We start from the raw sequence: 12,721 nt of genomic DNA on the forward strand, positions 1-12,721 counted from the left end.
CATGCTCGCCGACCTCACGGCCGGCGCAGTGGAGGATGCGCGCGCGCGTGAGGCGCGGCGGCCGCTCGCCGACGTGGAGAAGGCCGCCCTGGCGCAGGTCCCCGCCCGCGATGCGCGGTCAGCGCTGGCCCCCGCCGACCACGTGAAGGTGATCGCCGAGATCAAGCGCGCGAGCCCCTCCCGCGGCGACCTCGCCGCTATCGCCGACCCCGCGCTGCAGGCACGCCGGTACGAACAGGGCGGCGCGAGCGCCATCTCCGTGCTCACCGAGGGCCGCCGGTTCAAGGGCAGCCTCGCCGACCTGGAAGCCGCCAAGGCCGCCGTGTCCCTGCCGGTGCTGCGCAAGGACTTCATCGCGACCGAGTACCAGGTGCTCGAGGCGCGCGCGTCCGGCGCGGACCTCGTGCTGCTGATCGTGGCCGGCCTCGAGCAGCCCGTGCTCACCCGCCTGCACCGGCTCATCGCCGACCTCGGCATGACGGCCCTGGTCGAGACCCACTCGGCCGACGAGATAGCCCGCGCCGCCGACATCGGCGCGCACCTGATCGGCGTGAACGCCCGCGACCTGACCACATTCGACCTGGACCGCGACCTTTTCGGCCGGCTCGCGGACACCATCCCCGCCGGAGCCGTCAAGGTGGCCGAGTCGGCCGTGCACACGCCCGCGGACGTCGCCCACTACCGGGCGGCCGGGGCCGATGTCGTGCTCATCGGCGAGGCGCTGGTCACCGGCGACCCGGTGGCGACGCTGCGCTCGTTCCTGGGCGCCGGCGCGAGGGAGGACGCATGACGAGTCTGCGCGAGGCCCGAGGCCCGTTCTTCGGCGAATTCGGCGGCCGGTACATGCCCGAGTCGCTGATCGCCGCCATCGACGAGCTCACCGCCGTGTACGAGACCGCCATCGCCGACCCCGCGTTCGGCGCCGAGCTGTCGCGCCTGCTGAACACGTATGCGGGACGCCCGTCGGCGCTCACCGAGGTGCCGCGGTTCGCCGCGCACGCCGGCGGCGCGCGCGTGTTCCTCAAGCGCGAGGATCTCAACCACACCGGATCGCACAAGATCAACAACGTGCTCGGCCAGGCGCTCCTCACGAAGCGCCTGGGCAAGACCCGTGTGATAGCGGAGACCGGGGCGGGGCAGCACGGCGTGGCCACCGCGACGGCGGCAGCCTTGTTCGGCTTCGAGTGCACGATCTACATGGGCGAGATCGACACGCAGCGGCAGGCGCTGAACGTCGCCCGGATGCGGCTGCTGGGCGCCGACGTCATCCCCGTGACGACGGGCTCGCGGACGCTGAAGGATGCCATCAACGAGGCGTACCGCGACTGGGTCGCGAGCGTCGAGACGACGAATTACATCTTCGGCACCGCCGCGGGCCCGCACCCGTTCCCCGCGATGGTCCGCGACTTCCAGAAGATCATCGGTGAGGAGGCGCGCGCGCAGCTGCTGGACGAGATTGGCCGGCTGCCGGACGCCGTCGTCGCGTGCGTGGGCGGAGGCTCCAACGCGATCGGCATGTTCGACGCGTTCCTCGACGACGACGGCGTGGCCCTGTACGGGGTGGAGGCGGCCGGCGACGGCGTCGACACGCCACGGCACGCGGCATCCATCGAGCGCGGCCGCCCCGGCGTGCTGCACGGCGCCCGCACCTACGTGCTGCAGGACGAGGACGGCCAGACGATCGAGTCGCACTCGATCTCGGCAGGGCTCGACTACCCCGGCGTCGGACCGGAGCATGCCTGGCTCGCCGCGATCGGCCGGGCGACGTACATTCCGGCCACCGACGACGAGGCCATGCAGGCGCTGCGGCTGCTCAGCGAGACCGAGGGCATTATCCCCGCGATCGAGTCCGCGCACGCCCTCGCCGGGGCGCTGCGCCTCGGCCGCGAGCTGGGCCCGGACGCCGTGATAGCGGTGTCTCTGAGCGGACGCGGCGACAAGGACATGGACACGGCCGCGCGCTACTTCGGCCTCTACGACGAAGGAGCCGCCGGATGACCTCGAGGATCGCCGCTGTGATCGATGCCGCACACGCGGCCGGACGGGGCGTGCTCGTCGGCTATCTGCCCGCAGGCTACCCGGATCTGCGCACGAGCGTCGAGGCCGCCGTCACGCTCGCCGAGAACGGCGCCGACATCATCGAGCTCGGCCCGCCGTATTCGGACCCGGTCATGGACGGGCCCGTCATCCAGGAGGCGGCCCAGGCATCGCTGTCGGCGGGCTTCCGCCTGCGCGACCTGTTCCCCGTCGTGCGGGAGATCACCGATCGCACCGGCGTCCCGGTGCTGATCATGGCGTACTGGAACCTCGTGCTTCAGTACGACGTCGACAGGTTCGCCGACGACCTGAAGGCCGCCGGGGGAGCGGGGCTGATCACCCCGGACATCACCCCGGACGCCGCCGCCGACTGGATCGCCGCGAGCGAACGGACGGGGCTGGACCGGATCTTCCTGGCTGCTCCGACCTCGAGCGACGAGCGCCTCGCGATGATCGTGCGCAAGACCACCGGGTTCGTCTACACCGTGTCCACGATGGGCATCACCGGGGAGCGGTCGGAGCTTGACGCCGCCGCCAGGACCCTCGTCGCGCGCCTGCGCGCCCAGGGCGCCCGGTACTGCTGCGTCGGGATCGGCATCTCCACCGCCGCGCACGTTGCTGGCGTGCTGGAGTACGCGGACGGCGCCATCGTCGGCACCGCGCTGGTGCGGGCCCTGCGCGACGAGGGGATCGCCGGCCTCGGCGACGCGGCCCGCACCCTCGCCGCGGGCGCCGCGCTCAGCGGCGGTTCGGCGAGCGCCTAGACTCGTACGCATGACGTTCGCCCCCGCCGGTGCACTGACCGGCGTCCTCGCCAGCATCCCGAGCCCCTCCGTCAGCTATATCGACCTCGGGCCGCTGCGCGTGCACTTCTACGCCCTGTGCATCATCGCCGGCATCATCGTGGCGGCGCTGATGACGAATCGGCGGCTCACCCGGCGCGGCGCCGAGCCGTGGGTCGTGATCGACATCTCCCTGGTCGCGGTGCCGCTCGCGATCATCTGCGCACGCATCTATCACGTGCTCACGCACTACTCGTTCTACTTCGGCCCCGGTAAGAACCCGGCCTCCGCCCTGTACATCTGGGAGGGCGGGATCGCCATCTACGGCGCCCTGATCGGCGGCGCGATCGGCGCGCTGATCGGATGCCGCTGGACCGGCGTCCGGTTCTGGAGCTTCGCGGATGCCCTCGCGCCCGGCATCATCATCGCGCAGGCGATGGGGCGCCTGGGCAACTACTTCAACCACGAGCTGTTCGGCCTGCCGACCACGCTGCCGTGGGGTCTTCAGATCGAGTCCAGCAATCCCGCCTTCCCGGCGGGCCTGGCGGCGGGGACGCTGTTCCACCCCACGTTCTTGTACGAGATGATCTGGAACCTGCTGGGAGCCGCCGTGCTGCTGTGGGCCGGTCAGCGCTTCCGCATGCAATGGGGACGCCTGTTCGGCCTGTACCTCATCTGGTACAGCGCGGGCCGCGTGGTATGGGAGACGATCCGCATCGACCCCAGCGACGTGTTCCTCGGCCTGCGCACGAACGTGTGGGCGGCGATCTTCGGCGTCGTGATCGGCGTTGTCATCATGATCGTGCAGAAGCGGCGGCATCCCGGCCTCGAGCCGTCCCCGTACCGTCCCGGGCGCGAATGGGGCGGCCGTGTACAATCGGGAAACACCCCTGACTTCGTCGACATCAGCGAGCCTGACGACGACGGAGATTCCGCGGCCGACGCCACGAACGCCGAGCCCGCAACCGTCGCCGCGGTGAAGTAGGCCCGCGGCCGGTTCGATCTGCTCCGTCTCCTGGGCCGACGTCGTCCCATCCTGACCATCATGTGAGGACGGCATCATGTCAGCGACCGTTCGCGAGCCCGCCGCAGGGGGTTCGCTCCCACCGCGGCAGGGGCTGTACAACCCTGCCTTCGAGAAGGACGCCTGCGGCCTGGCCATGGTCGCCACGCTGCGCGGGCAGGCAGGTCACGACATCATCGACCTGGCGCTGACCGCGCTGCGCAACCTCGAGCACCGCGGCGCCGTCGGCTCGGACGCCGGCACCGGTGATGGGGCCGGGATCCTCACCCAGATGCCGGACGCGTTCCTGCGGGCCGTGACCGGATTCGCGCTCCCACCCGTCGGCGAATACGCGGCCGGCATGGTGTTCCTCCCGCGCGACGCCTCCGCACGCGCCGGGCAGAAGGCGGGCATCGAGGAGATCGCCCGCAGCGAGGGCCTGGAGGTCCTCGGCTGGCGCGAGGTGCCCACCGACGATGCACACCTGGGCAAGCTGGCCCTGGATGCGCGCCCCGCGTTCGAGCAGCTGTTCCTGTCCCGCCCCGCCATCGGCGGCGCCCCGGCGATCTCCGGGCTGCACCTCGATCGACGCGTGTACCGCGTCCGCAAGCGCGCCCAGCATGAGTTGGGCGCGTATTTCGTCTCCCTGTCGGCCCGCACCCTCGGCTACAAGGGCATGGTCACCACGCTCCAGCTGGAGCCGTTCTACCCGGACCTGCAGGACGAGCGCTTCGCGTCCGAGCTGGCCGTGGTCCACTCCCGCTACTCCACGAACACGTTCCCCTCGTGGCCGCTCGCACAGCCGCTGCGGATGCTCGCCCACAACGGCGAGATCAACACCGTAGGCGGCAACCGCAACTGGATCCGCGCGCGCCAGTCGCAACTGTCCTCGGATCTGATCGGCGAGATCGAGCCGCTGCTGCCGATCTGCACCGTGGGCGCCAGCGATTCGGCGTCCTTCGACGAGGTGCTCGAGCTGCTGACCCTCACCGGCCGCAGCCTGCCGCACGCGATCCTGATGATGGTGCCCGAGGCGTACGAGTCCCAGCCCGAGATGGCCCCCGACCTCCGGGCCTTCTACGAGTACCACGCGCTGCAGATGGAGCCGTGGGACGGCCCCGCGGCCATGATCTTCACCGACGGGACGCTCGTGGGCGCGACCCTCGACCGCAACGGGCTGCGCCCGGGCCGCTGGACGCAGACCACCGACGGCCTCGTGGTGATAGCGAGCGAGACCGGGGTCCTGGACATCGAGCCGGAGCGGATAGCGCGCCGCGGTCGGCTGCGCCCCGGACGGATGTTCCTCCTGGACACCGCCGCGGGCCGCATCGTCGAGGACGAGGAGATCAAGGCGGAGCTGGCCGCGCAGGAGCCGTGGGCGCTGTGGCTGCGCCAGAAGCTGGCGCTGAGCGAGCTGCCGGACCGCGAGCACATAGTGCACCCGTTCTCCTCGATCACCCGCCGACAGCGCACGTTCGGGTACACCGAAGAGGAAGTCGGCATGATCCTGACCCCGATGGGGCAGAACGGTGCCGAGCCGATCAGCGCGATGGGCACCGACACGCCGATCGCCGCGATCAGCGAGCGGCCGCGGCTGCTGTTCGACTACTTCACGCAGCAGTTCGCGCAGGTCACGAACCCGCCCCTGGACTCGATCCGCGAGTCCGTGGTGACGAGCCTGCAGACCGGCATCGGACCCGAGCGCAACCTGCTGGCGTGGGGTCCCGATCACGCGCGGCAGATCACTATCGACTTCCCCGTGCTCGACAATGACGAGCTCGCGAAGATCCAGAACATCGGCCGCACGATGCCGGGCCGCACCAGCGTCACCATCCGCGGCCTGTACCACTTCGACGCCGGCCCCGGCACCATGCGGATCCGGCTCCGGCAGATCTGCGCCGAGGTCGACGCGGCGATCGCCGACGGCGCCGAGTTCATCGTGCTCAGCGACCGGGACTCGAACAAGGACCTCGTCCCGATCCCGTCGCTGCTGCTGACATCCACCGTCCACCACCACCTCATCCGCATGCAGAACAGGATGAAGGTGGGGCTCGTCGTCGAAGCCGGCGACGTCCGCGAAGTGCACCACGTCGCGATGCTGCTGGGCTACGGCGCGTCCGCCGTCAACCCGTACCTCGCCATGGAGACCGTGGAATACCTCGTGCGCTCGGGCGACATCACCGGGATCACCACCGAACAGGCGGTCGACAATGTGATCCACGCGCTCGGCAAGGGCGTCCTGAAGATCATGTCCAAGATGGGCATCTCGACGGTGTCCTCGTACTGCGGCGCGCAGGTGTTCGAGGCCATCGGCCTCGGGCAGGAACTGATCGACGAGTTCTTCACCGGCACCGAGTCCAAGCTCGGCGGCATCACCCTGGAGGATGTCGAGGCGGAGAACCAGATCCGGCACGACGCCGCGTACCCCGCCGACGACGCCGCGCTCACACACGAGCGGCTGTGGACCGGCGGCGAATACCACTGGCGGCGCAACGGCCCCCCGCACCTGTTCAACCCGGAGACCGTTTTCCGCCTGCAGCACTCCACCCGGACGCGGCGCTACGACATCTTCCGCGAGTACACGAGGCTCGTCGACGACCAGTCGGCGCAGCTGAAGACGCTGCGCGGACTGTTCCGCCTGCGTACCGCCGGGCGCACTCCGATCCCGCTGGACGAGGTGGAGCCGGTCAGCGAGATCGTCAAGCGCTTCTCCACCGGCGCGATGAGCTACGGCTCGATCTCCCGGGAGGCGCACGAGACGCTCGCGATAGCGATGAACTCGATCGGCGGCAAGTCGAACACGGGTGAGGGCGGAGAGGACGTCGACCGGCTCCTGGATCCGCAGCGCCGCAGCGCGATCAAGCAGGTCGCGTCCGGCCGGTTCGGGGTCACGAGCCTGTACCTCACGCACGCGGAGGACCTGCAGATAAAGCTCGCCCAGGGCGCGAAGCCCGGAGAAGGCGGGCAGCTGCCCGCCGACAAGGTGTACCCCTGGATAGCACGCACCCGGCACGCGACCGCAGGGGTGGGACTCATCTCGCCGCCGCCGCACCACGACATCTACTCGATCGAGGACCTCAAGCAGCTGATCTTCGACCTCAAGCACGCCAATCCGGCCGCCCGGATCCACGTGAAGCTCGTGAGCCAGTCCGGGATCGGCGCGGTCGCTGCCGGCTGCGCGAAGGCGCTGGCCGACGTCATCCTCGTGTCTGGGCACGACGGCGGCACCGGCGCGAGCCCGCTGAACTCGCTCAAGCACGCCGGCACACCGTGGGAGCTGGGCCTGGCCGAGACGCAGCAGACGCTGATGCTCAACGGCATGCGAGAGCGTGTCGTCGTGCAGGCCGACGGGCAGCTGAAGACCGGCCGGGACGTCCTGGTCGCCGCACTCCTGGGTGCGGAGGAGTTCGGCTTCGCCACCGCGCCGCTCGTGGTGTCGGGATGCATCATGATGCGCAAGTGCCACCTCAACACCTGTCCGGTGGGGGTGGCGACGCAGGATCCGCTGCTGCGCGGGCGCTTCACCGGCAAGGCCGAGTTCGTCGTCACGTTCATGCAGTTCATCGCGGAGGAGGTCCGGGAGCTGCTCGCCGAGCTGGGGCTGCGCTCGATCGCGGAGGCGGTCGGGCACAACGAGCTGCTGGACGTGGATGACGCTGTCGGCCACTTCAAGGCCCATGGGCTGGACCTCAGCCCGATCCTGGTCGGCCCCGCCTTCCCGGCGGATGCCCCGCGCCGCCACGGCACCGAGCAGGACCATGACCTCGGCTCCCACTTCGACGTGCAGCTGCTGGAGCGCGCCCGCGACGTGATCGCGCACGGCGGGCACGTGCGCGTCGCGCTGCCGGTGCGCAACACCGAGCGCGCCGTCGGCACCATGCTCGGCCACCACCTCACGAAGGCCCACGGCGAGAACGGCCTGCCCACCGACGCCATAGAGGTCGACCTGACCGGCTCCGCGGGTCAGTCGCTGGGCGCGTTCCTGCCGGCGGGGATCACGCTGCGCCTGGAGGGCGACGCGAACGACTACGTCGGCAAGGGTCTGTCCGGCGGGCAGATTGTGATCCGGCCGCCGCAGGGCGTCACGTTCGACGCCGCCCGCAACGTGATCGCCGGCAACGTCATCGGCTACGGCGCCACGAGCGGGACCATGTTCATCTCCGGCGTCGTGGGGGAGCGGTTCCTCGTGCGCAACTCCGGGGCGACGGCGGTGGTCGAGGGCGTGGGCGACCACGCGCTGGAGTACATGACCGGCGGTCTCGCGGTGATCCTCGGGGCGACCGGGCGCAACCTGGGGGCCGGGATGTCCGGCGGCACCGCGTACGTGCACCGGCTGAATCCCGCGCACGTCAATCAACAGGCGCAGGCCGAGGGCGACCTTCTCCTGGACGAGCTGGGATCCGCGGACGCCGAGATCCTGCGCGACCTGCTGGAGCGGCATCGTGCGGAGACGGGATCGGCGCTGGCCGCCGAGCTGCTCGCCGACTTCCCGGCCCGGATCGGGGAGTTCGTCCGCATCCTTCCGCGCGACTACGCCGCGGTCCTGCGCACCCGTCGTGACGCCATCGACGAGGGCCTCGACCCAGACGGGGACGTCGCCTGGCACCGCATCCTGGAGGCGACCCATGGCTGATCCACGCGGATTCCTGAAGCTCACGTACCGCGAGCAGCCGCCGCGTCGCCCGGTCTCGGTGCGCATCATGGACTTCGACGAGGTCTATGAGCGGACCGACACCGGCATGGTCGCCCGGCAGGCGTCGCGCTGCATGGACTGCGGCGTCCCGTTCTGCCACCGCGGCTGCCCGCTGGGCAATCTCATCCCGGAGTGGAACGACCTCGTCCGCCGCGACCAATGGGCCTTCGCCAGCGAGCGGCTGCACGCGACGAACAACTTCCCGGAGCTGACCGGCAGGCTGTGCCCCGCGCCCTGCGAGAGCGCATGCGTGCTCGGCATCAACCAGCCCGCGGTCACGATCAAGCGCATCGAGCAGACGATCGCCGACGAGGCTTTCGCGCACGGCTGGGTCAGGCCCCAGCCGCCCGGGCGGCTCACGGGCAAGACCGTCGCGGTGGTCGGCTCCGGGCCCGCGGGCCTCGCCGCCGCGCAACAGCTCACGCGCGCCGGCCACACCGTGGCCGTGTTCGAGCGGGACGACCGGGTCGGCGGGCTGCTGCGCTACGGCATCCCGGACTTCAAGCTGGAGAAGGCGGTCCTGGAACTGCGACTGGCGCAGCTGCGCGGTGAGGGCACGATCTTCCGCACCGGGGTGGAGATCGGCCGCGACATCACGTGGGACCAGCTCAGCGCCCGCTACGACGCCGTGGTGATCGCCACGGGCGCCACCGTCCCGCGGGACCTGTCGCTGCCGGGGCGCGACGCCGACGGCATCCACTTCGCCATGGACTACCTCGTACAGTCGAACCGGGCCGTTGCGGGCGACGCGATTCCGGGCCAGATCACGGCCGAGGGAAAGCACGTCATAGTGATCGGCGGCGGCGACACCGGATCGGACTGCATCGGCACCGCCCACCGGCAGGGTGCGCGCAGCGTGACGAACCTGGCGATCGGCCGGCGCCCGCCCGAGGAGCGGCCCGAGCACCAGCCGTGGCCGATGATGCCGGCCGTGTTCGAGGTGCAGACCTCGCACGAGGAGGGCGGGGAGCGCTCGTATCTGGCATCGACCGTCGAGTTCCTGACCGGCGACGACGAGCACGTCCGCGCCCTGCGGGTCGCGGAGACCGAGTACGTGGACGGCAGGCGGATTCCGCGCGCCGGCAGCGAGCACGAGATCCCCGCCGACCTGGTCCTGATTGCGATGGGATTCACCGGCGCCGAGCAGGAGACAGCGGCCGGCCAGCTCGGCGTCGGCTTCACACGGATGCACTCCGTCAAGCGCACCCCGGACTTCCAATCGACCGTTCCCGGCGTGTTCGTGGCCGGGGATGCCGGCCGCGGCCAGTCCCTCATCGTCTGGGCCATCGCGGAAGGGCGGGCGGCCGCGGCGAACGTGGACGCGTACCTGACCGGACGCACGACGCTGCCCGCGTTCGTGGCCCCCGCCGATGTCGCGATCGGGGTACAGCCCGCGTAGTCTGGCTGGAGCCTCTTTTGCAAGTACCCCTCACAAACCAATCCCCGGAGAACTGCTCGGAATGAGACGCGCGAAAATCGTCGCCACCCTCGGACCCGCCACGTCGTCGTACGAGATGGTTCGCGCCATCATCGACGCCGGCGTGGACGTCGCCCGCTTCAACCTCAGCCACGGCGACTACACCGTGCACGAGAGCAACTTCGCCAACGTGCGCAAGGCCGCCGACGATGCTGGGCGCCCGGTTGCCGTGCTCGTGGACCTGCAGGGCCCGAAGATCCGGCTCGGCCGCTTCGCGGACGGCCCGCACGACCTCGCCGTCGGCGACGTGTTCAAGATCACCACCGACGACATCCCGGGGACGAAGGAGATCGTCTCCACGACGTTCAAGGGGCTGCCGGCGGATGTCTTGGCCGGCGACTTCCTGCTGATCGATGACGGGAAGGTCCGCGTCCAGGTCGTGGACACCGACGGCACCACCGTGACCACGAAGGTCGTCGTGGGCGGCGCGGTGTCCAACAACAAGGGCATCAACCTGCCCGGAGTCGCCGTGAACGTCCCGGCGCTCAGCGACAAGGACGAGGCGGACCTGCGCTGGGGACTGCGCATCGGCGCCGACATCATCGCGCTGTCGTTCGTGCGCGACGCGAAGGACGTGCAGCGCGTCCACGAGATCATGGCCGAGGAAGGCCGCCGCGTCCCGGTGATAGCGAAGATCGAGAAGCCGCAGGCCGTGGACCATCTCGAGGAGATCATCGACGCTTTCGACGGCATCATGGTCGCCCGTGGCGACCTGGGCGTGGAGCTGCCGCTGGAGGCGGTGCCGATAGTGCAGAAGCGCGCGGTCGAGCTGTGCCGCCGGATGGCCAAGCCGGTCATCGTCGCGACGCAGATGCTGGAGTCGATGATCAGCAGTCCGGTGCCCACGCGCGCCGAGACCAGCGACGTGGCCAACGCGGTGCTGGACGGTGCGGACGCGGTGATGCTGTCCGGCGAGACGAGCGTGGGGGAGTATCCCGTGGTGGTGGTCGAGACGATGGCGCGCATCATCGCATCCACCGAGGATCACGGGCTGGAGCGGATCCTGCCGCTGGGCACGAAGCCGCGCACGCAGGGCGGCGCGATCACCGCCGCGGCACTCGAGCTCGCGGAGTTCATCGACGTGAAGTACGTGTGCATCTTCACGGAGTCCGGCGACACGGCCCGGCGGATGTCGCGGCTGCGCCCGAAGATGCCGATGATAGCGTTCACTCCAGATCCTGCCATCCGTCGCCGGATGGCGCTGACGTGGGGCATCCATGCCACCCTCGCCGAACACGTGCCGCACACGGACCGGATGTTCATCCAGGTGGACGAGTACCTGCTGGGCAAGAACCTCGCGCAGGTGGGCGACAAGGTCGTCGTGATCTCGGGATCCCCTCCGGGGATCATCGGCTCGACGAACGACATCCGCATCCACAAGGTGGGCGACGCGGTGCATGGCGCCGCACCGATCTATCGCGACGGCCGGTAGTCGCGCAGCGCGGAACAGCGGGATGCCTTTGTCGAGGCATCCCGCTTCGTCGTCTTCGGTGTATGTTCGCGGTGTCATCCGGCAGCAACGGGAGGACGCGATGGCCAGTGCCGGTCACGACGCCGCAGTCGAGCACCCGGCGGCGCCCACCGGCGGGCGCCGCGTGCACTGGGCCGAACTGCTGTTCGACCTCGTGCTCGTCACCGCGGTCGGACAGATCGCCCGCGGACTGCACGGCGACCCGGACGGGTGGCGGTTCGCTGCGACGGCGGCTCTGCTGGCCGTCGTGTGGTGGGCATGGGTGAACGTCAGCGTCACCATGAACATCTTCGGCGCGCGGGTGACACCGGCGATCTGGACGTGCGTGTTCGCGGCGATGGCGCTGGTGGGGATGATGGCGGTCGCCGCCCCCGGCGCCTTCGGCGAGCGGGCCTGGGCGTTCGCGCTCGGCAACGGGCTGATCCGGCTGGTGTGGATGGTGCCGTGGAGCCTCAAGCGCCGCGCGGTGGGCCGGCCGTGGTGGCGGCCGGTCGTGTACTGCCTGGTGCCGGCGGCGCTGTGGCTCGGATCGATCCCGGTGCCGATGCCGTACGGTGCGGTGCTGTGGGCCGTCGCCGTCGGCTTGGAGGTGGCGCTGCTGAGCGGGCTCGGACGCCGCGGCGGTCCGCTGGCGGAGCGCATGGACCTCGATCACCTGATCGAGCGGGTGACGCTCGTGGTCGTCATCGCGTTCGGCGAGGCGCTGCTGTCGGTGATCTCGGCCCTCGACGGCCGTTGGGCGGCCGCGTCGATGGCCGCCGCGGCGCTCGGGTTCACCGCCGTCGTCGCCCTGGCGTGGGCGTTCTTCGCGTTCGCGCCCGCCGCCGTCGAGCGCGGGCTGCATCGCCTCGCGGCAGCGGGGCGCCTGGCGCCGCTGCGGGACGCCGTGATGTACCTCCCGTTCCTGCTCATCTCGGGAATAGTGATGCTGGCCGCCGGCGTCGGCACTGCTATCGCCGACGCGCCGGAGGTGCTGCCGCCTGGGGCACTGATCTGCCTGGCGGCCGGGGTGAGCCTGTTCGCGGTGGCCAGCGTCGCGGAGTCCCTGCGGTACGGAGCGCCGTGGCGCGACGTCGCACCGTGGGCACCGGTGGGCGTCGTCCTGCCGTGGGTGCTGATGCCGCTCGGTGCGCTGTTGTCGGCGGTGGGTGTGCTGATCGCGCTCGCCTGCATCGTCGTGCTCTACGCGACGGCCGTATCGCTGAACGCGCACCGGGTGGCCGTGCGGAGGGCACGTCAGGTCTGAGCGCCGACGCGG

Annotated in this window: 8 protein-coding genes; all 8 read left to right on the forward strand. The window is 70.5% G+C overall.

The window, feature by feature from the left end; genetic code table 11:
• The first annotated feature begins 1 nt into the window (after nt 1).
• Nucleotides 2–790: an indole-3-glycerol phosphate synthase TrpC gene (trpC, locus tag GH740_RS09240; protein WP_153745843.1), complete on the forward strand. Its 789-nt coding sequence runs from the start codon at nt 2–4 to the stop codon at nt 788–790.
• Nucleotides 787–1,998, forward strand: coding sequence for a tryptophan synthase subunit beta (gene trpB, locus GH740_RS09245; protein ID WP_153745844.1), 1,212 nt, complete (start codon nt 787–789; stop codon nt 1,996–1,998). Before trpC ends, trpB begins: the two co-directional genes overlap by 4 nt.
• On the forward strand, nt 1,995–2,801 hold the full coding sequence (trpA, locus tag GH740_RS09250) for a tryptophan synthase subunit alpha (protein WP_153745845.1): 807 nt from the start codon (nt 1,995–1,997) through the stop codon (nt 2,799–2,801). Before trpB ends, trpA begins: the two co-directional genes overlap by 4 nt.
• A 10-nt stretch (nt 2,802–2,811) precedes the next feature.
• Nucleotides 2,812–3,804, forward strand: a complete 993-nt coding sequence (lgt, locus tag GH740_RS09255; protein WP_153745846.1) for a prolipoprotein diacylglyceryl transferase — start codon at nt 2,812–2,814, stop codon at nt 3,802–3,804.
• Between the two features lie 76 nt (nt 3,805–3,880).
• Nucleotides 3,881–8,455, forward strand: coding sequence for a glutamate synthase large subunit (gltB, locus tag GH740_RS09260; RefSeq protein ID WP_153745847.1), 4,575 nt, complete (start codon nt 3,881–3,883; stop codon nt 8,453–8,455).
• Nucleotides 8,448–9,914 carry a glutamate synthase subunit beta gene (locus GH740_RS09265; protein ID WP_153745848.1) on the forward strand — a complete coding sequence of 489 codons (1,467 nt, stop codon included), beginning with the start codon at nt 8,448–8,450 and terminating at the stop codon, nt 9,912–9,914. The genes gltB and GH740_RS09265 overlap by 8 nt, the downstream gene beginning before the upstream one ends.
• A gap of 61 nt (nt 9,915–9,975) precedes the next feature.
• Complete coding sequence (gene pyk / locus GH740_RS09270; RefSeq protein ID WP_153745849.1) at nt 9,976–11,424, forward strand: pyruvate kinase; 1,449 nt, start codon at nt 9,976–9,978, stop codon at nt 11,422–11,424.
• 100 nt (nt 11,425–11,524) lie between these two features.
• A complete protein-coding gene (locus tag GH740_RS09275) occupies nt 11,525–12,709 on the forward strand; it encodes a low temperature requirement protein A (protein ID WP_172978343.1) in 1,185 nt (394 codons plus the stop codon).
• The last annotated feature ends 12 nt before the right edge of the window (nt 12,710–12,721 follow it).

This window comes from Microbacterium sp. SYP-A9085 (assembly GCF_009649635.1).
Taxonomy (GTDB): Bacteria; Actinomycetota; Actinomycetes; order Actinomycetales; family Microbacteriaceae; genus Microbacterium.